Annotated in this window: 20 protein-coding genes; 15 read left to right on the top strand and 5 right to left on the bottom strand. The window is 45.3% G+C overall.

The features are described 5' to 3' along the window. Nucleotides 1-10 precede the first annotated feature (10 nt). Nucleotides 11-1,435, bottom strand: coding sequence for an amidohydrolase (locus D0X99_RS04825; protein WP_119476524.1), 1,425 nt, complete (start codon nucleotides 1,433-1,435; stop codon nucleotides 11-13). Between the two features lie 296 nt (nucleotides 1,436-1,731). Between D0X99_RS04825 and D0X99_RS04820 the strand changes: the two genes are divergently transcribed. From D0X99_RS04820 to D0X99_RS04800, 5 genes are all read left to right on the top strand, one after another. Continuing rightward, nucleotides 1,732-2,718 carry a c-type cytochrome gene (locus tag D0X99_RS04820; protein WP_119476523.1) on the top strand — a complete coding sequence of 329 codons (987 nt, stop codon included), beginning with the start codon at nucleotides 1,732-1,734 and terminating at the stop codon, nucleotides 2,716-2,718. Between the two features lie 90 nt (nucleotides 2,719-2,808). Next, nucleotides 2,809-3,186 (top strand): HYC_CC_PP family protein, encoded by a 378-nt coding sequence (locus D0X99_RS04815; RefSeq protein ID WP_147392186.1) that lies wholly within the window; start codon nucleotides 2,809-2,811, stop codon nucleotides 3,184-3,186. A gap of 59 nt (nucleotides 3,187-3,245) precedes the next feature. Beyond that, nucleotides 3,246-5,462 carry a TonB-dependent receptor plug domain-containing protein gene (locus tag D0X99_RS04810; RefSeq protein ID WP_119476521.1) on the top strand — a complete coding sequence of 739 codons (2,217 nt, stop codon included), beginning with the start codon at nucleotides 3,246-3,248 and terminating at the stop codon, nucleotides 5,460-5,462. 12 nt (nucleotides 5,463-5,474) lie between these two features. Next, nucleotides 5,475-5,834: a heavy-metal-associated domain-containing protein gene (locus D0X99_RS04805; RefSeq protein WP_119476520.1), complete on the top strand. Its 360-nt coding sequence runs from the start codon at nucleotides 5,475-5,477 to the stop codon at nucleotides 5,832-5,834. A 189-nt stretch (nucleotides 5,835-6,023) separates the two neighbouring features. Next, on the top strand, nucleotides 6,024-7,700 hold the full coding sequence (locus D0X99_RS04800; protein ID WP_119476519.1) for a bifunctional metallophosphatase/5'-nucleotidase: 1,677 nt from the start codon (nucleotides 6,024-6,026) through the stop codon (nucleotides 7,698-7,700). A 148-nt stretch (nucleotides 7,701-7,848) separates the two neighbouring features. On the opposite strand, the gene D0X99_RS04795 is transcribed toward D0X99_RS04800, so the two are convergent. Then, nucleotides 7,849-8,235, bottom strand: a complete 387-nt coding sequence (locus D0X99_RS04795) for a hypothetical protein (RefSeq protein WP_119476518.1) — start codon at nucleotides 8,233-8,235, stop codon at nucleotides 7,849-7,851. Nucleotides 8,236-8,518: 283 nt separating this feature from the next. Between D0X99_RS04795 and D0X99_RS04790 the strand changes: the two genes are divergently transcribed. The 10 genes from D0X99_RS04790 to D0X99_RS04745 all read left to right on the top strand — a co-directional run bounded on the left by D0X99_RS04790 (nucleotide 8,519) and on the right by D0X99_RS04745 (nucleotide 20,356). After that, entirely contained in the window at nucleotides 8,519-10,600 is a 2,082-nt protein-coding gene (locus D0X99_RS04790) for an acylase (protein ID WP_119476517.1), read from the top strand. 82 nt (nucleotides 10,601-10,682) lie between these two features. Beyond that, on the top strand, nucleotides 10,683-11,351 hold the full coding sequence (locus tag D0X99_RS04785; protein WP_119476949.1) for an N-acetylmuramoyl-L-alanine amidase: 669 nt from the start codon (nucleotides 10,683-10,685) through the stop codon (nucleotides 11,349-11,351). Nucleotides 11,352-11,424: 73 nt separating this feature from the next. Then, nucleotides 11,425-13,059 carry a glycoside hydrolase family 10 protein gene (locus D0X99_RS04780; protein ID WP_233553653.1) on the top strand — a complete coding sequence of 545 codons (1,635 nt, stop codon included), beginning with the start codon at nucleotides 11,425-11,427 and terminating at the stop codon, nucleotides 13,057-13,059. Next, entirely contained in the window at nucleotides 13,056-13,535 is a 480-nt protein-coding gene (locus D0X99_RS04775) for a GNAT family N-acetyltransferase (protein ID WP_119476516.1), read from the top strand. Before D0X99_RS04780 ends, D0X99_RS04775 begins: the two co-directional genes overlap by 4 nt. Continuing rightward, nucleotides 13,532-14,797, top strand: coding sequence for an MFS transporter (locus D0X99_RS04770; RefSeq protein ID WP_119476515.1), 1,266 nt, complete (start codon nucleotides 13,532-13,534; stop codon nucleotides 14,795-14,797). The genes D0X99_RS04775 and D0X99_RS04770 overlap by 4 nt, the downstream gene beginning before the upstream one ends. Before the next feature lie 112 nt (nucleotides 14,798-14,909). After that, entirely contained in the window at nucleotides 14,910-16,406 is a 1,497-nt protein-coding gene (locus tag D0X99_RS04765) for a glycoside hydrolase family 3 protein (protein ID WP_233553652.1), read from the top strand. 162 nt (nucleotides 16,407-16,568) lie between these two features. After that, nucleotides 16,569-17,042, top strand: a complete 474-nt coding sequence (locus tag D0X99_RS04760; RefSeq protein ID WP_119476513.1) for a Crp/Fnr family transcriptional regulator — start codon at nucleotides 16,569-16,571, stop codon at nucleotides 17,040-17,042. A 4-nt stretch (nucleotides 17,043-17,046) separates the two neighbouring features. Continuing rightward, on the top strand, nucleotides 17,047-17,535 hold the full coding sequence (locus tag D0X99_RS04755) for a DoxX family protein (protein ID WP_233553651.1): 489 nt from the start codon (nucleotides 17,047-17,049) through the stop codon (nucleotides 17,533-17,535). 238 nt (nucleotides 17,536-17,773) lie between these two features. Next, entirely contained in the window at nucleotides 17,774-19,258 is a 1,485-nt protein-coding gene (locus tag D0X99_RS04750; protein WP_147392185.1) for a phage tail sheath family protein, read from the top strand. A 192-nt stretch (nucleotides 19,259-19,450) separates the two neighbouring features. Further along, nucleotides 19,451-20,356 (top strand): phosphate/phosphite/phosphonate ABC transporter substrate-binding protein, encoded by a 906-nt coding sequence (locus D0X99_RS04745; protein WP_119476510.1) that lies wholly within the window; start codon nucleotides 19,451-19,453, stop codon nucleotides 20,354-20,356. Nucleotides 20,357-20,496: 140 nt separating this feature from the next. Here D0X99_RS04745 and D0X99_RS04740 read toward each other — a convergent pair whose 3' ends face one another. From D0X99_RS04740 to gndA, 3 genes are all read right to left on the bottom strand, one after another. Further along, nucleotides 20,497-21,633 (bottom strand): aldose epimerase family protein, encoded by a 1,137-nt coding sequence (locus D0X99_RS04740; protein ID WP_233553650.1) that lies wholly within the window; start codon nucleotides 21,631-21,633, stop codon nucleotides 20,497-20,499. Nucleotides 21,634-21,771: 138 nt separating this feature from the next. Then, entirely contained in the window at nucleotides 21,772-23,142 is a 1,371-nt protein-coding gene (locus D0X99_RS04735) for an amidohydrolase family protein (RefSeq protein WP_119476509.1), read from the bottom strand. Nucleotides 23,143-23,365: 223 nt separating this feature from the next. Continuing rightward, the gene (gene gndA / locus D0X99_RS04730; protein WP_119476508.1) at nucleotides 23,366-25,264 is read right to left on the bottom strand and encodes an NADP-dependent phosphogluconate dehydrogenase; all 1,899 of its coding nucleotides are present in this window, start codon (nucleotides 25,262-25,264) and stop codon (nucleotides 23,366-23,368) included. Between the last annotated feature and the right edge of the window lie 126 nt (nucleotides 25,265-25,390).

The raw sequence follows: 25,390 nt of genomic DNA, 5'->3' as shown, positions 1-25,390 counted from the left end.
AAAATAGGTCTTACTTTCTGTAATCGAGCGGGGCTTTGCGATCCCCGACCAAAGCCTTATAGACGAAATCGTCTCCTCTTCTCCTGTTCAATTCTTCAAGTGCCTTTCCTGTCACTGACGGATCTTTAAAAATATCCATAGCAGTCAAGGTCATCGTTTTAGCTGCAACCATCATCCCTTTTTGACCGATGGATGTTCCTCCGGCAGCTACAGCCTGCCAGGTATGCGCAGAAGTACCTGGAACCCATGTAGCGGCACTCAGGCCAACTGTAGGCACCAGCCAGCTGATGTCACCCACGTCAGTTGAGCCTCCACCGCCTTCTTCACTGACAATAAACGGAGCGATTTTCGTAGCGTCTTCAGGAGTTGATTTGACACCTGAAGGGAAAGTTTTGATAATATCCTCTGCGAATTTTTTCTCTTCTGCAGTGTAGGTCACTCCTCCGATTGTCTCCAGATTCTTGTGCATGATTCTGGCCAAAGTTTCATTGGGTAACAGGTTGTAAACCCCATTGATCACTTCATATTCCATTCGGGTTTGGGTTCCTAAAGCAGCTCCTTCGGCTGCTTTCACCATTCTGGCAAAAATCTCCTGCACCACCAGTGCATTAGGATGGCGGACATAGTGATAGGATTCTGCAAAAGCAGGAACCACATTTGGAGCTTCACCACCTCTGGTGATTACGTAGTGCATTCTGGTTTCCATTGGCACGTGCTCTCGCATAAGGTTGACCATGAAATTCATGGCTTCCACCGCGTCTAGGGATGATTTCCCTCTTTCCGGTGCTGCCGCAGCATGAGATGCTTCTCCGTAAAATCTGAACTTGGTAGAGATATTCGCAAGCGAAGAAGTTGCCCCGGCGGCATTTTGAGACCCGGGATGCCAGTGCATCATCACGTCTACATCCTTGATCAATCCAGCTCGGGCTATGTAAACTTTACCTCCTCCACCTTCTTCGGCAGGAGTACCATATACTCTCAAGGTGCCTTGGATTTTATTTTCTTTCATCCACTCCATGACCGAAATCCCTGCTGCCACAGATGCCGCACCGAACAAATGGTGACCGCAGGCATGGCCAGCTCCACCTTCAACCACTGGGCTTTTGAAAGGGACTGCAGCCTGAGAAACTCCAGGTAATGCATCAAATTCTGCCATTATTCCAATCACTGGCTTTCCTGAGCCAAATTCTGCCACAAATGCAGTAGGTATCTCAGCCACACCGGCTGTCACTTTAAATCCTGCATCAGACAGGGTCTTTTGGAGCAATGCAGAACTGTTAGTTTCGAGATATCCCAATTCCGGGTTTGCCCAAATCTGTCTTGCGATATCACCATAGAAGTCAGCTTTGGAGTCCAGTTTTTTAAGAACATCATCCTGAGCCACTAAGGGAGCAGCGAGTATAAGGAGCAATAGAAGAGATAAATATTTTTTCATGATTGGCTGTTTTTTGGCAAAATACTAATACTTAATGAATGAAGTGCGAATTATTCCCTGAGTTCATTGGTGCATTTCGACAATTCTCAATAGAATCTTATGCAGAAAAAATTTAGTTTTCCTGAAGATTTAGAAACTTTTAAAATGATTAGTTTCCAAAGAGTGGGAATCTTATTAATTTTTGTTACCCAACCTTAAAGCACTATGAAATCGAGCATGATGATATCTTCAAAAAGATGAATGTTAATTCAGCATGCGAGATTCCATATGGCCTATAACTATCAAATTATAACCATATGAAAAAACTTTTGAAAGTAGTAGCCTACCTGCTAGGCATTGTTGTCATTCTTGCAATCGGCGGATTTGCTTTTCTCCAACTGGGTTTTCCCAAAGTAGATCCAGCTCCTGAACTCACCATCGAATACACGCCTGACCGAATCGAACGGGGAGCTTACTTGGCCAACCACGTGGCTGTCTGTATGGATTGCCATTCCAAGCGTGATTTCTCCCTATTCTCCGGTCCTCCCGCTCCGGGTACTTTAGGAGCTGGTGGAGATCGGTTTGATCACTCAATGGGATTGCCTGGAGTTTTTTATGCCAAAAACATCACTCCACATGGCATCTCAGATTACACTGACGGAGAGCTGTTCAGACTTATTACCACCGGAGTGACCAATGATGGCAGACCGATGTTTCCACTGATGCCCTATTCATACTATGGAAAAATGGATCCTGAGGACATCTATGATATCATCGCCTACGTGCGTTCCCTGCCGGCTATAGCGAGTGAAATCCCGGATTCAAAAGCCGACTTTCCTGTCAATCTGATTCTTAGGACCATGCCGGTAAACGCAACACTTAGCAAAAAACCAGACCCGAGTGACCAGGTCGCTTATGGTGCCTATTTGGTCAATGCTTCTGGATGCATTGAATGCCATACGCAAGTGAGTCCCCAAGGGGTGATTATACCGGAGTTGGCCTTTTCCGGAGGCCGAAGCTTTCCTTTTCCCGATGGTTCGGTAGTCACCTCTTCCAATATTACACAGGACAAAGAAACCGGAATCGGAAATTGGACCGAAGAGATGTTTGTAGGCAGATTTAAGCAGTATCAGGATTCTGGCTATGTCGTTCCCAAAATCAATCCGGGTGAATTTAACTCCCTGATGCCTTGGCTGATGTATTCGGGGATGAAGGAAGAAGACCTTAAAGCAATTTATGCCTACCTCAAAACAATCAAGCCAATGAAAAACGAAGTGGTCAAGTTTACGGCGTCTGCCAAGTAAGTCTTAAAAGAATTTTTAAACCTACCCCGTCTCAGTTCGTTATTGGGGTAGGTTTTCTTTTTTGCCAAAAAAGAAGATCTTTGTGCCGAAGTGAAAAAACTACTGTCATCGATATTGCTTCTTATCTTTTTTGCCGGTCAGGTTAACTTGGCTTGGGCAAAGCACTATTGTGACGAAAAGTTGATCAGCAGTGGACTAACGATTAACCCAGAATCTCACGATTGTTGCGATTCAGAGTCCAAGGTCCCAATGGATTGCTGCGAAAATGAAATCGCCCAAGCAGATTCAGATGATTTCTTCAAAAAGTCCGAAATCAAAACACAAATCTCTCCGGAATTTGTGCTGGCTTATGTATTCACAATAGCTGGTTTTGGCTCAACTGAAGCAGATATTCTCATTCCTAACCGGTATTTTCCGGATATTCCTATCCCGGATTTGCTGGTTCTCCACCAGACTTTTTTGATTTAAAATGACTTTCCCCTTCACAGGGGCTTTGTGAATTTTCCAATCACTAAAAAGTCATTTTAATGAAAACTCTACTTATCCTATTCTCAGGACTACTTATTTCAATCACAGCATTTTCCCAGGGCAAAGTCTCCGGGGAAGTAAAAAACAATGCACAGGAGCCCTTGATCGGTGCTACCATTCAGGTTATCGGCAAATCAATCGGCGCTGTCACTCAAATCGACGGTTCCTTTGAACTCCTGGAAATCCAACCTTCTGATCGGTTGATTTTTACTTATATAGGTTACGTGTCGGACACACTTTCTCCGGTATTCGGAGAAAAAATGATGGTCACCCTATTTGAGACAGACGAATCCTTAGAAACTGTCACGGTTCGAGGAAGAACCGAAGCCATTGTCGATGAAGCTCCTTTTCTCAATATTCTGATTACAGAAGCCGAGCTTCAAAAAGCAGCCTGCTGCAATCTCTCGGAAAGCTTCGAGACCAACGCTTCCGTAGATGTATCCTACGCTGATGCGGTGACAGGCACCAAGATGATCCAAATGATGGGTTTGGACGGTCGATATGTCCTGATCAGCAGGGAAGGTATACCCAATATCCGCGGCTTAAATTCCCGTTTAGGTCTGACTTTTGTCCCAGGTACCTGGATCCAATCTATCGATGTGGGAAAGGGTGCAGGATCAGTGATCAATGGGTATGAATCGATGACCGGACAAATCAACGTCGAACTGTTCAAGCCGGAATCCATGGACAAGTGGTACTTGAATTCCTACCTGAATTCCTTTGGAAGACTGGAAATCAACGCCAACAGACAAATTCCAATTTCTGAAAAGTGGAGCTCAGGAGTCATGTTTCACGCCAGCCAGCAATTCCTCGAAATGGATACCAATGGGGATGGCTTCATGGACATGCCCAAAACCCGACAGGTCAACTTCCTGAATCGCTGGAAATATGAAGGCGATCAGCTAATGGCTCAGATCGGAATTAATGTGTTCAGCTCAGAATCCGCAGGCGGTCAGCTTGGGTTCGGATTCAACGATAACTTGGCCACCAGTCCAATGTACGGTTATGAAATGGATACCCGAAAGGCCGAAATCTTTGGAAAAATCGGCATGATTTATCCTTCCAAACCTACTCAAAGCTGGGGATTCCAATATTCCATGTCGTATCAGGACTTCAGCGGAGGAGCTGGCCGAAGAATCTACGAAGGAAAGGAAAAAACGCTTTACGGAAATTTCATTTACCAAAATGTCCTTGGAAGCAGCTTCCACCAGTATAAGACCGGGGTAAGTTTTCTTCTGGATGACTTTGACGAAAGCTTCAATTCCAATCAAACCGGAAGCTTGAACACTTCTTTCCTTAGAACTGAAATTGTTCCTGGAGCTTTCTTCGAATATAACTACATTCCAAACGACAACTTCACTCTGGTGGCAGGAGGTCGAACTGACTTCCACAACTTGTTTGGTACGTACTTCACCCCGAGAGTTCATGCGAGATGGGCTTTCACTCCTAGTTTGACTTTGAGAGGTTCGATCGGAAAAGGGTACAGAACTCCAAATGCCCTGATGGAAAACAGCATGGTGTGGGTAAGCTCTAGAGATATTCAATACGAGGCAGAACTTCAACCTGAGGTTTCCTGGAATTCCGGGTTAAGTTTGGCCGGCAGCTGGATGATCAAGGAGAAGCCGCTATCCGTAGTGGCAGATTATTTCTACACTCAGTTTGAAAGTCAACTTGTCTATGATCAGGACATCAGCTCAGACCTGTTGGTGATCGATAATCTTCAGGGTGATTCGTATGCAAAAAGCTTCCAGTTGGAGGCGAGTTATCCTATTTCAGAACGGTTCGAAGCGAAGGCTGCCTACAAGAATTACCAGAATTTGATGACTACCAATGGAATCCTCCAGCAGGTACCTTACCAGAGTCAGGATCGATTCTTCTTCAATATGGCCTATGCCACCCGATTTGATAAGTGGAAAGCCGATCTGACTGTAAACTGGAATGGTCCACAGCGACTGCCAGACACCAGCGATAGTCCATCTGAGTTCAGATTGGAAACAGAGTCTCCGGACTTCTTTTTGGTCAATGCACAGATATCCAGAGGATTCAGATGGGGAAGCATTTATCTGGGTGGAGAAAATATCTTAAATTTCCGACAGGAAAATCCGATTGTGGACCCATCCAATCCTTTTGGAGAAAACTTTGACGCTTCCATGACTTGGGGGCCGATCGCAGGCAGAATGATCTACACCGGTTTCCGATTAAAAATCAATAACTAAACAAACGACGATATGCAAAAGCTCATTTTATCCCTCTTTGCCCTGGCAATCGCATTTACAGTGAATGCACAAACCAATGTGAAAACTATCGGCATCAAGACTTCAGCGGTCTGTGAAATGTGTAAGGATCGACTGGAGAAGGATTTGACCTTCGAAAAAGGTGTGAAATCGGTTAACCTGGACCTGGAAACCAAAGTGCTTAACATCGCCTACATCGACGGGAAGACCAATCCTGATCAGCTTCGAAAGCGAGTAACCCTAGTCGGTTACAATGCCGACAATCTCCCAAGAGATCCAAAAGCCTATGAAAAACTTGATCCTTGCTGTAAGGACGGTGGAATGACCACACCGAAAAAAAGCGGGACTCACTGATTGAGTATCAGTCAGAACTCAAGAGGATTCTTCGAAAGAGGAATCCTTTTTTTATGTCTTTGTGAGGAATGTCACCGATTTCGATTTTGAGGAATTCATACTTTTGAAAACTTGGACGAGTATTGCTTTCAGTGGATTTCACCTTGATCTGAAATCCACATTGTTCACTCCCCAAAAAATCAACCCGAAATGACGTCCTCACGAAGAAAATTTATCGCCCAATTAGGCGCTATTGGAGTAAGCACAGGACTGGCTGGAATTGCATCTGCCGCTCCTGGTTCTGAAAAATCAAGAAAGGAAGTTCCCAACGGATCTTTTACATTATCCATTCTTCAGACCACCGATGTGCACTGTCAAATTCATGCTCATGACGAGTTGTTTTGGGAAAATGGCCAATCCGTATTTCGTAAAACAGGGGGGTATTCACACCTGAAAACATTCTTGGATAAGCAACGGAAAACGATGGATCATAGCTTCCTGATTGATACCGGGGACATGTTTCAGGGATCAGAGCTATCGGTCAAAACTACCGGAGAAGCAATGGTTCCGATCCTAAATGCGTTAGACTATGATCTTTACCTACCCGGCAACTGGGAGGTGATCTACTATAAAAAATCCATGCAGCACTTGCTGGGGTCTTTGATTGCTCCAAAAGTCTGTGCAAACATGTACCACGACTTGGGTGAGGGAAAAAAGGGTGAATTGATTTTTCCTCCTTACCATATCTGGACTGTCAACGGAGTAAAAATAGGTTTTCTGGGATACACAGATCATCTGGTTCCCGTCAGACAGTCCCCCAACTACAGCAAAGGCATCATTTATACCAAGCCGGAAGAAAATCTTGCCCACTATGTGGATGTACTTAGAAACCAGGAAAAATGTGCATTCGTCGCCATTGTAGCACATTTGGGATTGTCTCAGCAGATTCACCTAGCCAATCTTCCAGCCTGTGAAGGAGTGGACTATATTCTCGGCGGCGATACCCACGAGCGAGTACGAAAACCTATTCAGGCAAAATATGCCAAGGTAGTCGAACCTGGAGCGTTTGGCTCTTTCGTGGGAAAACTCGAACTGAAAATCGAAAACGGTAAAGTGGTATCCGACCACTACGAGCTGATGGAAGTCGATGCCAGGAAATATCCTGAATCCCAGGAAATGAAGCAACTCATCGCTAAAAATGAAGGACCCTACCTGGAGGATATCCAAAAAGTCGTGGGCTATTCTACCATTCCTCTTTATCGCTACTTCGTGATCGAAAACACCATCGACACCATGATTTTGGATGCCCTCAGTTGGCAATTACCGGAAATTGACATCGTACTATCCAATGGATTTCGGTTTTGTCCTCCTCGTGCAACCCCGGATCATACGGGAAACATCCCCATTACGAATGGATTTCTCTACGATATGCTTCCAGTGGACAGTCCGATTCGGATTGGAAAAGCAACGGGAAAACAAATCAGTGAGTGGCTGGAACGTGAAATGAACAATGTGTTTGCGTCTGATGCCTCCAAAAGACTGGGTGGCTGGGTAGTCAAATTCAAAGGCATGGAGGTCAAATTTCTTGCTTTTGGAGAGGAAGGGAAACGAGTCCAATCTGTTTTAGTCAATGGCCAACCCCTCGATCCGACAAAAGAATACAGAATCTCTGCCTGTGAGCGGGATGGAGACCCAGAAGACATGATCTGCAGGATCAAAGGGGTAAAAGATACCGAACATACATCCTACACGCTTCACCAAGCTCTCCGAAATTACCTGGAGAAAAATTCCCCTGTCACCCCCACTCCTCCACAATCTGCTGTGGCGCTCGATGCCCCGGCCACCTTGCTGACTCAGGTGAGTGGAGTCGATTATGAGTTCAGATAATTAAATGCTGACGTCCGAAAAAGGATAGAGAAAAGTGTTTAATCACCCCCAAAAGCCGGCCAAATGGTCGGCTTTTTCTTTTTGGTTACAATCTCAGGAGAAAGAAAACAGATTGCTGTCCGCTATATGCCAATATTGAAACAACGGATTATTTTCTGCCCATCATCTCAAAACGATTAATTATAGTCAAATCAATTAAAACACCCAATCCAACCCCTATTCCATACATTAAAATATCCAATGGGTCATAAGTACTTCCAAAAATTGAAACTTTATTCAGTTGCAAAATTTCCACAAGTATCCCAAAACAAAAGGTGAACCCTGCCCCGATAAATCTGGCTTTGGGTACAGCAACCCAATCTCTTAAAGAAATTTGCAGCAATAAATACAGATCCAAGGGAAGAAGAATATCAATTAGATACCCACGGATAAACTTTTCAAAAGCACCGTGATAGTTTGGCCCAAACAAAAAGTGTAACAACCCAACAAAAAGAGAAATAAAAACTATGAAATAAATACTTTTCTTATTTTTCATTTGACCGTTAATTTGAGTCGATCAAGTGGTGACTCTTGTTGAAAATGTTGCCTTTTAGTTTTTCAGGAAAGGTATCAATTCTTACCTGTTCCAATCCCAATATCGAATTCTGGAAGCAAAATATTCCCCTAAATCGCAAATAGGTTCCTTGCAAATCCTAATTTCCAATTTACCATTGGGTTGTTTACTTTGTTCCGGATACTCATCCCTGTAAGTTTGAAAGACTAACCCAAAAGTTTATTCTTCATTCTAACATTACCTTTCGTTTGGAATTTCTTTGAACATGCAAAAACTGATTTCTCTTTCACTTCTTTTGGTCTTACTCGTTTCTTGTCAACGAGTCCTAAAACCATCCGGCTGGGATACCACCCAAGTGGAGATTGCCCGGGATGAATATGGGGTGCCTCACATTTTTGGCAAAAGAGATGCGGATGTAGCCTATGGCTTGGCTTGGGCACATGCAGAAGATGACTTTGAGACCATTCAAAAGACTGTTTTGGCCGGAAAAGGCCTGGTTGGAAGGGTGTTTGGCGAGCAGGGTGCCGGGGTGGATTTTTTCGTACATCTGCTGGAAACCAAGAAAATTGCCAACGAAAAATACGAAGAGACTTTCTCTCCCGAATTCAAAAAAGTACTGGAAGGCTATGCCGCAGGATTGAATGACTATGCTCTGGCTCATCCGGAGGAGGTTCTGTATCAGCCAGCTTTCCCGATCAATCCCAAGGAAATCGCCTCGGCTTACATTCTTTCCCTTGCCCAAATGTCCGGTGCAGATCGGGCTGTTCAGGCCATAGTCAACGGAAATGTAGACCTGATCCCTGAGGACACGTTGCCCAAGGGCTCCAATGCCATTGCCATTCATTCTTCCCGGACAGATTCCGGAGAAACCTTTCTGGCTATCAATTCACACCAACCCCTCGAAGGACCGGTAGCTTGGTATGAAGCGCATCTCCAGTCCGAAGAAGGATGGAACATTCTGGGAGGATTGTTTCCGGGTGGCGCGATGATTTTCCACGGAGCAAACGAACATTTGGGATGGGCTCATACGGTGAATTCCCCGGACTTTCTGGATCTCTATCAACTGGAAATCAATCCGGAAGATGACGACGAATACCGCGTGGATGGCGAATGGCTGGAATTGGAAGAGCGGATCGTCTGGTTGAAAGTCCGCCTGTGGGACCTGATCACCCTACCTGTACCCAAAAAAGTCTGGAAAAGCATTTACGGACCTACACTCGTGACGGAGCAGGGAGCTTTTGCCATCCGACTTGGAGCTTTGGAACGAATCGGAGCGCCCGAACAATGGTGGAGGATGAACAAGGCAAGGAATTTCTCAGAGTGGAAAGCTGCCATGTCGACCATGCAGCTGACCAATTTCAACACCGTCTATGCAGATAAATACGACACGATTTTCTACGTCAGCAACGGACTTTTGCCCAAAAGAACGCCGGGATTTGACTATTTGGGGACGGTTCCCGGTACAACCAAAAAGACACTTTGGACGGAATTTCATGACTTTGCAGAACTCCCTCAACAAGTGAATCCCCCTTCAGGATATCTCTTCAATACCAATCACTCCCCATTTAAAGCCACCGGATTCGAAGACAATCTTTTTCCGGATGATTATCCCCTGGAAATGGGCTTTGACCTACGAGACAACAACCGTTCGCTGAGGTTTCGGGAACTGATGCCCGACAGTGGAACGATCAGCTGGGAACAGTTTGAACGGATAAAATACGACCAAACCTTGCCGGCCGATTTGGCTTTCCGAACCAATATGAGTTCACTTTTCAGCTTGGATTCAGCCCGATATCCGGAAATAGAAAAGCAAATCAAAGTATTGAAAAACTGGAACAAGGAAGCAGCAGTGGACAGTGAAGGAGCAGCGGTTTTTGCATTCATCTATTACTACTGGTGGGATGAATTTGCGAAAACCGGAAGGAGTTTTGAAACCGTTTTGTCGGAAAAGGAGGCAGTTCAGGGCATTCAAGCTGCAAAATTACATTTTGAAACCCACTTTGGAAAAGAATTGGTGACTCTGGGAGAATACCAAAAATTGGTGCGGGGCGATAAAGTTTTGCCCCTCTGGGGAATCGATGATGTCCTGACGACGATCCGATCGACTCCTTGGGAAAATGGCAGGAGAAAAGCTGCCCAAGGTGAATCCTACATCCTGATGGTCAAGTTTGGAGAAGGACTTCCTGTGATGGAATCAATCAACGTGTATGGATCAAGTAACCGACCGGAAAGTCCCCACTATGCCGATCAGATGGAGCGGTTTGTAAATCGGGAACTAAAGCCGATGACCTTGGACAAAGCGGAAGTTTTGAAGACCGCAAAGCGGGTTTATCGACCTGGGGAGTAAATTTTGGGGTAATGCCGACCCTTTCCTCCCAAATTCTGGCTAGTTTAGCTTGCAGATTACAGACCGCCCAACCCCTGAAGAAATGCAAATCAATCTCACCAGAATTTCTTTCTTTTTCGCTTCTATCATCGCTTTTTCCTGCAGCCCCAAAGCTACCTTTCGAATAATCGACAAACCGATCACCTGGAATGCGGAGCGTGAACAACTCTCCCTCCAATACCTAAAAGACCGTCACGGTCTGGAAAAAACCAAAGCCTCCATCGAGCCACGAATGGTCGTGGTCCATTGGACAGCCATCAATAACATCGAAGTGACCTTTGATGTCTTCAATCCCCCGACTTTGGGTGGGCGGGCTGACCTGACCGGAGCCAGTAACCTGAACGTATCCAGCCAGTTTTTGATTGATCGGGATGGGACCGTTTTTCGACTTTTGCCAGACACCACATTTGCTCGGCACGTGATTGGCTTAAACTATCTGGCCATCGGGATCGAAAATATCGGAAGTGATGAAATGCCGCTTACCAAAGCCCAACTCAAAGCAAATGAGCAACTCATCCGATACCTGAAGCGAAAATATCCGATCGAGTACGTGATCGGCCATCATGAGTACCAGAACTTTCAGACAACCGACCTATGGAAAGAGACAGATCCCAACTATCGTACGGTCAAATCTGACCCAGGAGATAAATTCATGATCAAACTCCGAAAAAATCTAACAGACCTGAATCTCAAACCAGTCCCTAAGCTCTAACAAATGTGGTCTCTGTCTCCCAGGACCACACTTCCAATCCTATTCCTTAAGACATCAAAGCTCCGATTACCTCATGCCCTCTGTTCAAAAGCTCTTTTATCTTTTTATCCTCTGTACACTTTTGTTTGCTGCCTGTAAAACCAAAAAACCAGCGGCTTCAAGCGCCAAACCCAATCCAACCTTATCGCAAAAACCAACCGAAAGTCTTCCAGCAAAAAACCTCCCCAAACCTCCGGTTGCTCTTACACCTTTGAGTTATCAAATGCCGGACATTCCGAGGGAATTTCGCGGAGTGTGGATTGCCACCGTGGCCAATATCGACTGGCCGATTTCCTCCACGGATCCTTGGGAAAAACAAAAGGAGGAATTTATCAGACTACTCGACTACTACAAATCGCTGAATTTCAATGCAGTGATTGTCCAGGTTCGGACGTCCGGAGATGCATTCTACCCCAGCAATCTGGCTCCTTGGTCCAAGTATTTGACGGGAAAGCAGGGAATGGCTCCAAAAACTCAGGAAAATCCGCTGACTTGGATGATCAAAGAATCGCATGATCGAGGGTTGGAGTTTCATGCTTGGCTGAATCCTTACCGAGCCACCATGGATCTGAAAACCGAAGAATTGAGCCCGGAGCATGACTTTTTCAAGCATCGGAATTGGATGCTCAAGTATGGCACCAAGTGGTATTATAACCCTGGTCTTCCGGAAGTAAAAAACCATTTGCTGGCTGTCATCTCCGAAATTGTCGCCAATTATGATGTGGATGCGATCCACTTTGACGACTATTTCTATCCTTACAAGGAACCCAAACTGGAATTTCCGGACAAGGCTACTTATGACAAATACAAAAAGCCCGGACAGATCCGGGACGACTGGAGAAGACAAAATGTAAACGAGTTGATTTTGGCACTCAGTGAAACCATCAAAAGCAAGAAACCTTGGGTGCAGTTTGGGATTTCTCCCTTTGGAGTCTGGAGAAATCAGGACAAAGACCCCAAGGGTTCTCCTACCCGAGCCGGGCAAACCAATTACGATGACTTGTACGCGGATGTGCTCCTTTGGATGAAAAACGGCTGGATCGATTACCTGATTCCGCAGCTGTACTGGAGCATGGAGCATCCTCTCGCGTCCTATCGAAAGCTTGCCGACTGGTGGTCCAACAACAGCTATGGCACCAATGTCTACATTGGCAACGGTCCCTATAAAATCCGCGAAGACTCGGACGAAGCGTGGAAAAATCCGGCAGAACTCACCACCCAAGTCAACTATACCCGGACTTTGCCCCAAATCAACGGAAACGCCTTTTTCTCTGCGAAATCCATCTATGTCAAAAATCAGGACATTGCTTCCAAACTGAAAGATGAAGTCTATGATAGACCGACCTTGCCTCCTTCCTTCGAGCCAAAAAGCTTGGCCATTATCGAAATACCAGTGGTTTTTGACGTGAAAACCACCACGGAAAAAACGCAAATCAGTTTGGAAAAACCACTGGATCCAGCTATTCGGTATGCTTTGGTACAAGGTGGTAACGACCTTGAAACCCTCCATGACACGGTGATCCATCCTGCTTGGGTGGGCGGTTCAAGAGCCAGGTCGCTGGAAGTGCCCAGCCTAAATACGGAGTACCTCGCCATTCGATGGATTGATCATTTTGGAAGAATCGTACAAACTCAGGTATTCCAAACCCCAAAAACCTCACGCCCATGAAAGACATGCTCGTTCGCCTGATGGAACTTCCGAACGCCTCCGAATTGGAGATGAAACTTTTGGAAAAAGAAAAAATAGTGTTTCGCAGGGCGATTGCACCTGAAAAGCACCTGGTCAGCGAATGGGTTATGGAGCAGTTTGGTGCTTATTGGAAATCCGAGGTGGAAGTCGCCTTTTCCCGACAGCCTATCTCTTGCTGGATTGCTCAGCGGGGAAATCAGCTTTTGGGTTTTGCCTGTTACGAATCCACTGCCCGGAATTTTTTTGGACCTACAGGAACACAGGAATCCGAACGGGGAAAAGGAATCGGAAAAGTCCTCCTGATCAAATCCCTGGAATCCATGCGAGAGATGGGCTATGCCTATGCCATCATCGGTGGCGTTGGCCCTGCGGAATTTTATGAAAAAGCCGTGGGAGCCAAACTCATCGATGGCTCCGAAATCAGTATTTACCAGCATTTACTCCGAAAATCATGACCCAAAACACCTCGAAAAACCCTTGGTTTTGGGTTCCCTCCCTTTACCTGACCGAGTCCATCCCCTATGTGGTCATCATCACGGTTTCAGTGATCATGTACAAAAAACTCGGCGTTTCCAATGCAGACATCGGATTGTACACCTCCTTTCTTTACTTGCCTTGGGTGATCAAACCGATCTGGAGCCCGGTTTTGGAGTTGTTTGGCAACAAAAAGAAATGGTTTCTCAGCATGCAGCTCATCCTGGCTGTTGTTTTCCTTGGAGTCGGATTAACCACAGAAACAGATCAGTTTTTCACGGTAACCCTAGCCTTTTTCTGGATGGGTGCCTTTGCTTCCGCAACGAATGACATCGCCTCCGACGGATTGTATCTGATCGCGCTCAAGCCTGATCAACAGAGTTTTTTCGTCGGTATGCGAAGTACATTTTACCGGGTCGGGATGATCACAGGCCAAGGCTTAATCGTGATCATCGCAGGCTATTTAGAAACCAGCCTCGGAGATCCATCCGAAGCTTGGTCATTGACCATGATTGTCGTGGCGGGATTGATGTTGGTCTTAACCGGAGTCAACTATTTGACTACGCCCAATGTGATCGAAGTGCGAGTGGCCAAAGCCGACCAGCCAAGCTTTGGAAAAGTTTTCGCTACGTTTTTCACCAAGAAAAACATCGGACTTTCCTTGGGTTTTGTCCTGCTATACCGCTTAGGAGAATCCCAACTGGTCAAAATGGCCTCCCCGTTTTTCCTCGATGAACGGGCCGATGGAGGTCTTGGCTTAAGCACAACCGAAGTCGGATTTATCTATGGTACCCTGGGCGTAGTGGCTCTTTTGGCAGGTGGAATTCTCGGTGGAATTGCAATTTCACGGGATGGCTTGGGAAAGTGGATGATGCCGATGGCCTTTGCCATCAATGCCCCAAACATCGGTTATGTGATTTTGGCTTGGCTCCAGCCCGAAAGCATCGCATTTGCAACCACTGTGGTGGTCATTGAGCAGTTGGGCTATGGATTTGGGTTCGCTGCGTTCATGGTATTTCTGATTTTCCTGGCCGAAGGCATTTTCAAGACAGCACATTATGCGCTGGCAACAGGCTTTATGGCTATGGGAATGATGCTCCCTGGAATGCTTAGCGGATACATGCAGCAGTGGCTGGGCTACACCGGCTTCTTTGTGTGGGTGGTGATTGCGACTATTCCAGGATTTGTGATGGCTTATTCGGTGAAGTATCCGAGGGAGTTTGGGAAGAAGTCAGAAAGCTAAATTCAGAATTCTTAAACTTCGACATTCGATGTTCAGCGTTCGGTGTTCATTATTGAAAAATATTGAATGTCGAACGCCGAATGAAGAACATCGAAGTTATTAATCGGAAAAAATGATGAGAAAATATCAAAAAATCGCCCAATGCTTCTCGCCTGCGGCGTTTATTCACGATACTGAGGAAAATTACCAGGCCATCGAAACCCTGATCCGAGAACAGGAAATCGGGGGGTTGACTTTTTTTCACAGTCGGCATTCGGCAGCGGCAAACTTTGAAAAGCGGGCTGAAGTTTTGGACGTTTCAGGCACTTTTGAAAAACTGATCGGCCTGATCAACCGATACCAAGCCATCTCCAAAATTCCTCTCCTCATAAGCATCGATGGGGAATACGGCTTGGCCATGCGTGTAGAAAAAACTCCTCAGTACCCTTTTGCCATTACACTTGGCGCTTTGAAGACAGATGCATCAACATGGGTGGAAGAAGTCGGCTATCGAATGGGCCTCGACATGAAGCGGTCGGGTATTCACCTGAACCTTGCCCCTTGCGGAGATGTGAACACCAATCCCGACAACCCGGTGATCGGCTATCGTTCTTTTGGAAATCGGCCAGAAAAAGTTGCCAAATTGGCTTTTTCCTCCTATTCCGGAATGAAAAAAGCAGGAATCGGTGCGTGCCTGAAGCATTTTCCAGGGCATGGAGACACGGCAACTGATTCCCATTTGGGATTGCCGATCCTACACAAAACCAAGGCACAACTTCAAGCTGAAGAGCTGCTTCCTTTCCAATACGGAATCGACCGAGGAGTGGAACTCATCATGGTGGGGCATTTGGCCGTGCCCGCCCTGACCGGAGGAAAAGATATTCCAGCCAGCGTTAGCCGGGAATTGATCACTGATTTGCTCAAAGGAGAAATGGGCTTTAAAGGCCTGGTGATCTCCGATGCGCTGAATATGAAAGCCGTCGCCAATCTCTATCCAGAGCCCGGCGAACTCGAATGTCAGGCTTTCCATGCCGGAAATGACATTCTGTGCTTTTCAGACCATGTGAAAGAAGGGATTGAAAAAATCGCACAACATAGCTCCGATGCGGAAGTGAAGGCGGTTTTTGAAAAGATCATGGCATTGAAAAAGCAACTGGGTGTGATTGGGTTCAAGCCGGTGGAAGTTCCAAGTTTCGATTGGGAAAGTCATTCCCAACTCCAAAAAGACCTGGCAGAAAACTACGTTTCAGTGATTTCTGAAGAGATCAATCCTGGAGAGCTCAGAGCTTTGGCAAAAACCGGAAAACTGGGTTACTGGGAATTTTTCACTCAAAACCCAAGTACCTTTTCCCGGCAACTGGGTTTACCTTTTGCCCCAATCGAAAAGGCAGAAAAAGTGATTTTGGCCGTGTTTGTCCCCAGTCACAAGCCCTTGAATCAGTTTGGAATGGATCAAGCTGTGCTGGATGAAATCAAGAAATTGGCGAAAACCAAGTCTTGCATTCTAGTTCATTTTGGAAATCCACTGGCGCTAAAACATTTGGGAAAACTGGAAGATTTTGAAGCGGTGGTTTGTGCCTATCAGGGATTTGAGGAGGTGCAAGGAGTGGCAACAAAGCTTTTAATTTAAAAAAAGCATAGCTTGAAAAAGAACTTTATTTCTATTGCCTTATTTTTCTTTACTGTAGAAATTAAAGTGTTGCCTCCTCCTGAGTTGGAAGGCTATTTTACTTAAGTGTTCTAAAACAAATGAGCAACTTGTCCAATCGGACAGCTTCAAACTAAAGCACCATTGAAAAAAATAGCCATAAAAAAAGGGACCGTTTTACAGCGAAAAGGAGAAACCAACTCCAAGGTTTATTTTGTGGAAAACGGTTTGTTGCGAAGCTATACAATTGATGAAAAGGGAAAGGAACATATTTATATGTTTGGCCCCGAAAACTGGTTGGTCACAGACAGTTGTGAGCCTGATACTCCTTGCCAATTATTTATAGATGCAATTGAAGATACCGTTTTGAATGTAGCCTCTAAAGAGGAAATGCTAAAAGAGACTCCTGACATTAAAGCCTTGTTTAGACGGTTAAACTCTATGCAAAATAGGATCATCATGTTAATGAGTTCAAGTGCCAAAGAAAGGTATGAGCACTTTATTGATACCTACCCTAATATCATTCAAAGAGTACCTCTCAGAATGGTGGCTTCCTATTTAGGAATCACCCCCGAGGCCCTAAGCCGTGTTAGAAACGAGCTATCCCAAAAAAAATAATCCCATGTCATTTCTTGATGTACATCAAGGCATAAGCTCTTCGAGCTCAGGAGTTTTGTGCTTCAACCTAAAAGAAAGAAAAATGACAACTCAAAAAAGTAACAAGGCTATACATATAGCTTTATGGATTGCACAGGGATTAGTAGCTATCATGTTTGGAATGGCTGGGTTTATGAAAGCCACCCAGCCGCTTGAATTGTTAACAGAATCTCTTCCTTGGGCTTCAGATGTACCTTTGGAATTAATTAGGGTAATTGGTGTGAGCGAAATACTGGGAGGCTTGGGATTATTAATTCCCTCTATTTTCAGATTCAAAACTTTTTTAACTGTTTGGGCAGCCGTCTGTCTGGCTTTAGTTATGGGTTTAGCTGCTGGTTTTCATCTATTACGAGGGGAATTTTCGGCAATTGGAATGAATGCTTTACTGGTGGGAATTGCACTTTGGATTGCTTGGGGTAGAAGTAAAAAAGCTCCAATAATGGCAAAAAGCTAAGTTAATAATAGCTTTTCCTCATTTGGAACTGAAAAATACCTGCAAACAACAGAGTTCGGCAACAACGGTTTGGGTGCTTACCCAAACCGTTGTTGTTTTTATAAACTTTTCACCTAGTTGAAAGTGGAGCCACTAAACCCTTAAAATATAAAGTTTCTCTTTTGTCCTAAAATTCAGAGACTTGGAAAAAAGTTGTGTAACTTCTGAATCCTATTCATCAACTTTTTTGTACCATACCATGGCCAAAATCTTTAAAACTCCAGCAGTATACGTCGAGGAAGTTTCATTCAGGTCTCTATCCATTGCCCAAGTGGAAACAGCAATTCCAGCTTTTGTGGGATACACTGAAAAAGCGGAAATCAATGGGAAATCCGCGCTAAACCAAGCACTAAAAGTTCATTCGCTCTCAGAATTCCAATCCTTTTTTGGCGGGGAGTTTTCGCCCCTTTTCTCCCTTGCACCAAAAACCATTAGAGACCAATATACCATCAGCATAGGAATTCAAGACTATGGAATCGCTCTTTTGCCTTTCCAACGTGCTTATCTTTTCCATAGTGTAATGGACTATTTTGCCAATGGGGGAAGAGCTTGCTATGTGGTATCGGTAGGAACCTACTCAGGAAAAAGTGAAGTAAAAATCAAGAAAGAAGATCTTTTGGGGGCACCAACTTCCAGGATTAAAACTCAAAAACCCAAAGGCCTGAAATGCTTGGAGAAAGTCCTAGAGCCCACCCTAGTCATCATTCCCGATGCGGTTGCTTTGGAAGATCAAGCGTTTGAAATTTTCCGGGAAATGCTCTCTCACTGTCATACGCAGGGGAACCGATTCTCAATACTTGACATTCCCAACGGGTACGAACCCAGAAAATCCGGAGTCAATTGTATCGATCAGTTTAGAAATGGGATTGGAAATGATTATTTAAGCTTCGGCGCTGCATATTATCCCTGGCTTGATCGGGCTGGAAACCAACATTCTCTAAGCTATAAAAATCTGGATCCTGCTGTAAATCTCAGCGAACTCCTGCCGGAACCCAAAGCCCAGGAAGCCCTTACCTCCAATCAGGTCTCCCAAGAAAATATCCATTTGGCACTGTGGAGTACCAGCCTAACCTATCAGAGAATTATCGAATCCATGGCAAAAATCCTCAAGCCAAGTCCTCCTTCGGGAGCAATTGCAGGGATTTATTCCCAGGTAGACAGCACAAGAGGAGTATGGAAAGCTCCGGCTAATGTAAGCTTGAGCGGTTTTGAAAAACCTTCCGTTGCCATTTCCCCAGCAGAACAGGAAACTTTGAAAGTCGATAGCTACTCCGGAAAATCCATAAATGCCCTGCGCCTTTTTCCAGGTGAGGGAATACTCGTTTGGGGAGCCAGAACCCTGGCAGGCAATGACAATGAATGGAGGTACGTGCCAGTCAAGCGCACCGCCTTAATGATAAAACAGTCCACAGAAAACTACTTGCAGCAGTTTGCCTTCGAACCTAATGACGCCAACACCTGGGCCAGAATAAAACTCTCCGTTTCTGATTTTCTGATTGAGCTTTGGAGAAAGGGAGCGCTTTTCGGGACAAAACCAGAACACTCCTTTTTTGTGAAAATAGGGCTTGGAGAGACCATGACGAGCCAGGATATTTTGGAAGGGAAGGGCATTTTGGTTGTGGGACTTGCCCTGGTCAAGCCTGCAGAATTTATTTCTCTTAAATTTGAAATAGCCTTTAATTAGGAATGATTGTCTAACCAATCACCACTTTCAAAGTCTCAATCCTGTTGGATGTTTTTTGAATTCCTTTGGATTTGGAATCCTTACTTTTAGTTTTTTTGGTTTGGCCAAAAACTACAAAAAGAAGCCGCACTTTTCAAATAACTCCCAGTCCATGCAACCCGAAAGGGAGCTTTCCAATCTTGCCTAAAAAAGATGAAAACGCTCACTGCACTTATCGTATTTGTCCATTTGGTTTTTGGGGCCAAAGGGCAGGAATTGGTTTTGGCAACTTACCGCTATGCCGAAAATGACCGAATCAAAAACATCACTCCTCTGGCAGATGAGATCAGCAAGCAAACTGGGATAAGAGTAAGTGTAAAAAGCTATCCAACTGTTCATGAATTTGTCCAAGCGATCCAAAATGATGAAGTGGATATTGCCCTGATCAATACCTTGGGATACCTGCTTTTGGAGGCTGGAAATTCAAGCTATTCCATGTATCCTTCGCTCGTCCTGCAAATCAGAGACGATGCAAAAGACAATTATAAAACCGCCATTGTCTCAAGTACTGCTTCCGGAATCCGCACATTAGCAGATGCAAAGCAACAGGCTGAGAAAACTAATTTGCTTTTGGTAAGTCAGGGGTCCACTTCCGGCAATCTGGTCCCGAGACTGATTTTTAATTCTCAGGGCATTCCAAACCCAGAATCAGTTTTCAACTCGGTCTCCTATGGAAAAACCCATAAGGCCACTTTGGAGTCAATTGCCGATGGGAAAGCGGAGCTCGGTGCCTTGGGAAGCAACGAGTTTTTTGAATCCCAAAAAGATCCTGAAATGGCGAAGAAAGTCCATTTGGTCTGGCTTTCACCTGAAATTCCTTTGGGACCGGTTTTGCTTCACAAAAGAATCGAACCAAAAACCGCCAAATCGATTCAAAACACCTTCCTGAATCTACATGAAAGCAATAAAGCCGCACTGGAGTCAGTCAAATCAGGATGGAGTGAAGCCGCTCAAACCGATCAATACACTCCTATCAGTGAGGATTATTACGATGCATTCATGAAACAGTCCGGAGATAAAAAGGGAATGGAGAAGATCCTCAAGCAGTTTTCAAACTAAAGAAAATCCCGAATCAGAAATCTGATCCGGGATTTATTTGACCTCAGTTTCTCAAGAATTTATACCTGAGAATTCTCTTTCAGGGACTTTAAACTCAAAAAAAAACGGGTAAAATCGCTAGTAATGCCTAACCCAATGCTTTACTTCTCTACAGAAAAGCGATACTCAATGGTATGCACATACTTCTCGCCAGGATTTAGGATCGGGCTTGGAAAGTTGGGCTTGTTGATGGCATCAGGCCAGTTTTGGGATTCCAGGCAGAAGCCCCAATGCTTGTCGTAGACTTTTCCATCCGCCCCGGCGAATTTGTCCAGGAAGTTTCCGGTATAAAACTGTACTCCCAAATTGTCGGAATACATGTCCATCACGCGACCGCTTTCAGTATGGCGCACGCGGACAAAGTGCTTCATATCGGCTGACTTTTCCTGCTTCATGACCATGTTGTGGTCAAATCCACCTCCATTGGCAGCGATCTGATCGCCTAGGATTTTTGGACTGCGGAAGTCGAAGGGAGTTCCGGTCACATCTTTGACCTCTCCGGTAGGAATCAACTCCTCATCCACTGGAGTATAAGCATCTGCCCAAAACTGAAACTCATGATCCTGTGCATCCCGCTCCATCCCACCGAGGTTGAAGTAGGTGTGGTTTGTCAGGTTGACTATGGTTTTTTTGTCCGTTGTAGATTCGAATCGGATTCTCAAAGTATTATCAGGAGTAAGCTCCATCCAAAGCGTGGTTTGCAGATTTCCGGGATAGCCTTCTTCTCCATCTACACTCAGATAAGTCATTTTGACCCCGACTACGGAGTCATTGGAGTAAGTTTCAGGAGTCCAGACTTTCTTGTTAAAGCCTTCCACTCCTCCATGCAAATGGTTGTCCCCGTTAGTCTTTGCAAGTTCGTAGGTAATCCCATCCAGGGAAAATTGAGCATTGGAAATCCGATTGGCCACCCGACCGGCTGTAGCACCAAAAAATGGGTTTGGCTTAGTTAGATACTCTGCCACACTGTCCAGAGTCAAGGTGATATTTTCAAGATTTCCATTCTTATCCGGAGCGATGATTTTGGAGATCAAGCCTCCGTAATTGGACATTTCCACCTGCATGTTTCCATTATCAAGGATGTAGTGGAAAACCGGCTGGCCGTTGTGTTCGGCCACTTGTTCTGATTTAATCATAAGGTTAATTTCTTCTTTAACAGGTTCTTGAGTTGGTTTTTGAGAACAGGCTACCGCTGCTGAGAGCATGGCTGCAGTACCGAAAATAGATAGGTATTTCATGGGTTATTTAATTTCAAAATTGGAAGATTTGGCTTGGTCCGGATCTCAGATAAAACTGAATTAACCATCCTAGATTACATATTCTAGAATAACTGGCCAAGTTGAGGATTTCAAATCCGAGATCATAGATCCAAAATATTACTGTCTGAGATACTTTTGTCGGATCAGATTTAACTGCAACTGCAACTCATCCCGCTGGATAAACTTGCCCTGAATCATGATCGCCTGAGGCTTTTGCATGGTGGTCAAATCCTCCAAGGGATTCTTTTGAACCATCACAAACTCAGCTGCTGCACCCGGCTTCAGCACCCCCCACTGCCCCTCCTGTTCCATATACTTGGCAGGATTGACGGTTCCGGTTTTAAGAATCTCATAATTGGACATCCCCGCCTTGGACATGGATTCGATTTCGCGATGGATTGAAAATCCCGGCACATTGAATACTTGGGGGGAATCCGAGCTCATGATCATCGGAACTCCGGCTTTGTGGAGTTCCAGAAATAGCCACTGACGGAATTCAAGGTAAGGCTTGACTTTCGCTTCGGCCAAGACTCCATCCGATTCCAATTTGGATTTGGTATTAAACCACTGGGTAACCAATAAGCCCGGTAGGTATAGCATCTCCGGCTGCTGTCTCAACTCATAGGCTGGCTGATAGCCAAAATAACGCTCAAACAAGGTCAGCGTCGGAGCCATCCAAGTTTTATTTTCCAAACAAAGCTGGATCAATCCTGCCAGTTTGCTTTTATCTACCTGACCAACCAAGTTCATATTGAACGGTCCAGAAACGGTCGGATCAATAACTGTCCCATCCGGAAGCATTGCCTCCAAAAAACCGTCAATATGCTCAACTGAGCGATAACCACGGGTCACCGAAGTCACCAAGCCTACATCCAAGGACACATGGCCTCCATAGAAAATCCCCTGCTTTTTTGCTTCATCGGCTATCGCCAAAAACTTGGGGGTATCCAATCCCGGATGCAATTTGAGGTGATCATAACCGGCTGCTTTCTGCGCACGAACCATTGCTCGGCCGGCATCCGGATCAGCAACTGAAGTTCCGTTCAGGGAAGGTCCGGAAACAAAAGTCCGGGGTCCCAACAATTCTCCTTTCATCACCCGATCCCGAAGTGCCAAATGGGACTCATGCCCCAGCATGCTTCGAATTCGCAACACCCCATTTGCCAGGTAAAGCATCATGACTTCTTCCTGAAACTCCGGTCCGTATTGCTCCGGATTGGGTAAGTGTCCGTGAAACTCTGCCAAGCCAGGGAAAATATAGTAGCCTCTCCCATCAATGGTGCGGTACCCGGCTACAGTAAGGTCCTCCTCAGGGGCAATTTCCATGATGACCCCATCTTTCACATAAATCGCATGGTTTTCCAGGACTTTGTCATCCTGCATGGTCACGATATTTACGTTTTTCAGAATAAGATCCTGAGAAAAGGAAACAGAACTCAAAAAGCAACTCGCAAAAAGGAGTAGGCACAAAAGTTTGATTGGCTTCATGGCTGGGTGGATTTGGATTTAGAACTTAAGTTCGGCCTTTCCTCCTTCCAAACCAATCCGGTGGTAGATTTTTTTGGATTCACATTTTCATCTCTCGCAAAGACGCTTAAGACGCAGAGAAATTCATTGGCTTTGCGTCCTTGCGACTTAGCGTGAAATACTAAAAAACAAAAAGAGGCTGAATCGCTCCAGCCTCTTTTATTTCAAATTTTGTGATATGCAATTACGAATTCCACTGCGTGTGATAAAACTTTCCACTTGGATCATCTTTGCGCTGGTAGGTGTGCGCTCCGAAATAATCCCGCTGTGCCTGAATCACCGAAGCACTGGACTCTGCTGTGATTCTTCCCAACAAATAATTGATCCCTGCGCTCATCACAGGCAGAGCAAATCCGTGGGTCAGACCAAGCCCGACCAATTCTGCCAAAGCTTTTCTTCCTGAAATAACCTTCTCCTTCACTCCCTTCATTTCGAAGAACGAAACAGAATCTGAATAATTCGAGGAAATATTCTCCATCAAACCGGATCGAATGATGCATCCATTGGTCCAGATTCTGGCAATTTCGTTGAAATTGAGCTTCCAGTCCTTGGTATCGGAGACAGTTTTCATCAATCGGAAACCGACTTCATGATTGATGATGCGAGCCAGGGAATAGGCTGCTTTGATTTTGGGCAGCCATTCTTCCAAGCTTCCTTTCACAGAGACAAACTCATGCTCGAAGGTTTTTGCAAATGCCACTCGCATGGCTTTCTCTCCGGAAACACCCCGTGCATTGACCGACTCAGCCAAAGGACTGTAAGGAATTCCGTATTCCAAGGCAGTAGTCAATGACCAAGCGCCGGTGCCTTTTTGACCTGCCTGATCGAGGATTTTATCCAAAAGTAATTCACCGTTTTCCTTGAAAAGCAGCAGATCAGCAGTGATTTCCAACAGGAAGGACTTCAATTCACCATTTCCCCAATCTGTAAAAATCTCCGAAACTTTCTCCGGTGTACAACCAAAGCCAAACCGAAGCAGGTGTGTCAGCTCCGCCAATACCTGCATTTCTCCATACTCGATGGAATTGTGGACCATTTTGATGAAGTGGCCGGAACCACCCGGTCCCACGTAAGTCACACAAGGTTTGCCGTTTTTGTCTTTGGCGGAAATTCTTCCCAAGAAATCCTCCACCATGGCATAGCCCTCTGCATTTCCGCCTGGCATAATGGATGGACCCCTTCTTGCCCCTTCTTCTCCTCCGGATACCCCCATGGGTAAAAAATGCATGCCCACTTCCTTCAACCGATCCACTCTTCGCTCGGAATCCTTATAGAAGGAATTCCCCCCGTCAATGACCAAATCGTCTTTTTCCAACATCGGAATCAAGGCATCCAACTGGGCATCGATCGCCGCTCCGGCAGGAATCATCATTAAGATCCGTCTCGGCTTTTCAAGCGAATCCACAAAATTTTGCAAATTCTCAAAGGCAAGCATATTGGAAAATTCAGGGTTTTCCTCGAGCACCTTTTGGGCAATCCCTTCTTCTTTTCCGGCAACAAATCGGTTGTAAAGTGATACGGGAACACCTTTTTCGGCGAGATTCAGTGCCAGGCTTTTGCCCATCACTCCCATTCCGATCACTCCCATTTTCATTTTCATAGGTTGAGATTTTAGGTAAGAAAGAGACTCCTTAAGAATGCTTTCTGGAGTCCCGGAAATATCAAGTTCAAATCCAGTCAGTGGTTTCTCCCAAGTTGCAAGTTGAGAATCCAGCATTCCGGCTTTCATGTAGTGGTTTTTGCGGGCAAGCATCCGCTCCCAAATCAGGTCCCGCTCCCCGGTTAGGTGTATCCAACGGAGATTTTCGGACATAGAGAGCTTCTCTCGATAGGAGTTTTTCAAAGCCGAACAGGCCAAAATAGCACCTCCTTTTTGTTCCGATGCAATCAGTTGATCTGCTAATGCCTGAAGCCATGGCTGTCTGTCTTCATCATTGAGGGGATGACCGGCGCTCATTTTTGCGATGTTTTCAGCAGGATGAAAATGATCCGCATCAAAAAAAGGAAGTCGCAGCCTCTCGGCCAAAAGCTTTCCGATGGTGGTTTTCCCAGTTCCTGAAACCCCGGTGACGATTACAAGCATGGGGCGAAGTTAAGTTTTTATAGGGTATAGTCCATAGTCGATAGATCATAGTTGGCATATAATCATGGAGTCGATAGACTATGGACCACTGACCATTGAGTATCAGCTAATTTTCCAATCTTCAAA

Source organism: Algoriphagus lacus, from assembly GCF_003583985.1.
Taxonomy (GTDB): Bacteria; Bacteroidota; Bacteroidia; order Cytophagales; family Cyclobacteriaceae; genus Algoriphagus; species Algoriphagus lacus.
Note: the sequence above shows the minus strand (reverse complement) of the source record. Positions and strands in the feature narration are given on the sequence as shown.

Excerpts from the sequence above, each read along its gene's own strand:
- D0X99_RS04825 (WP_119476524.1), bottom strand. The coding sequence starts at position 1,435 with ATGAAAAAATATTTATCTCTTCTATTGCTCCTTATACTCGCTGCTCCC.
- D0X99_RS04820 (WP_119476523.1), top strand. The coding sequence starts at position 1,732 with ATGAAAAAACTTTTGAAAGTAGTAGCCTACCTGCTAGGCATTGTTGTC.
- D0X99_RS04810 (WP_119476521.1), top strand. The coding sequence starts at position 3,246 with ATGAAAACTCTACTTATCCTATTCTCAGGACTACTTATTTCAATCACA.
- D0X99_RS04805 (WP_119476520.1), top strand. The coding sequence starts at position 5,475 with ATGCAAAAGCTCATTTTATCCCTCTTTGCCCTGGCAATCGCATTTACA.
- D0X99_RS04800 (WP_119476519.1), top strand. The coding sequence starts at position 6,024 with ATGACGTCCTCACGAAGAAAATTTATCGCCCAATTAGGCGCTATTGGA.
- D0X99_RS04795 (WP_119476518.1), bottom strand. The coding sequence starts at position 8,235 with ATGAAAAATAAGAAAAGTATTTATTTCATAGTTTTTATTTCTCTTTTT.
- D0X99_RS04790 (WP_119476517.1), top strand. The coding sequence starts at position 8,519 with ATGCAAAAACTGATTTCTCTTTCACTTCTTTTGGTCTTACTCGTTTCT.
- D0X99_RS04785 (WP_119476949.1), top strand. The coding sequence starts at position 10,683 with ATGCAAATCAATCTCACCAGAATTTCTTTCTTTTTCGCTTCTATCATC.
- D0X99_RS04780 (WP_233553653.1), top strand. The coding sequence starts at position 11,425 with ATGCCCTCTGTTCAAAAGCTCTTTTATCTTTTTATCCTCTGTACACTT.
- D0X99_RS04775 (WP_119476516.1), top strand. The coding sequence starts at position 13,056 with ATGAAAGACATGCTCGTTCGCCTGATGGAACTTCCGAACGCCTCCGAA.
- D0X99_RS04770 (WP_119476515.1), top strand. The coding sequence starts at position 13,532 with ATGACCCAAAACACCTCGAAAAACCCTTGGTTTTGGGTTCCCTCCCTT.
- D0X99_RS04765 (WP_233553652.1), top strand. The coding sequence starts at position 14,910 with ATGATGAGAAAATATCAAAAAATCGCCCAATGCTTCTCGCCTGCGGCG.
- D0X99_RS04755 (WP_233553651.1), top strand. The coding sequence starts at position 17,047 with ATGTCATTTCTTGATGTACATCAAGGCATAAGCTCTTCGAGCTCAGGA.
- D0X99_RS04750 (WP_147392185.1), top strand. The coding sequence starts at position 17,774 with ATGGCCAAAATCTTTAAAACTCCAGCAGTATACGTCGAGGAAGTTTCA.
- D0X99_RS04745 (WP_119476510.1), top strand. The coding sequence starts at position 19,451 with ATGAAAACGCTCACTGCACTTATCGTATTTGTCCATTTGGTTTTTGGG.
- D0X99_RS04740 (WP_233553650.1), bottom strand. The coding sequence starts at position 21,633 with ATGAAATACCTATCTATTTTCGGTACTGCAGCCATGCTCTCAGCAGCG.
- D0X99_RS04735 (WP_119476509.1), bottom strand. The coding sequence starts at position 23,142 with ATGAAGCCAATCAAACTTTTGTGCCTACTCCTTTTTGCGAGTTGCTTT.
- gndA (WP_119476508.1), bottom strand. The coding sequence starts at position 25,264 with ATGCTTGTAATCGTCACCGGGGTTTCAGGAACTGGGAAAACCACCATC.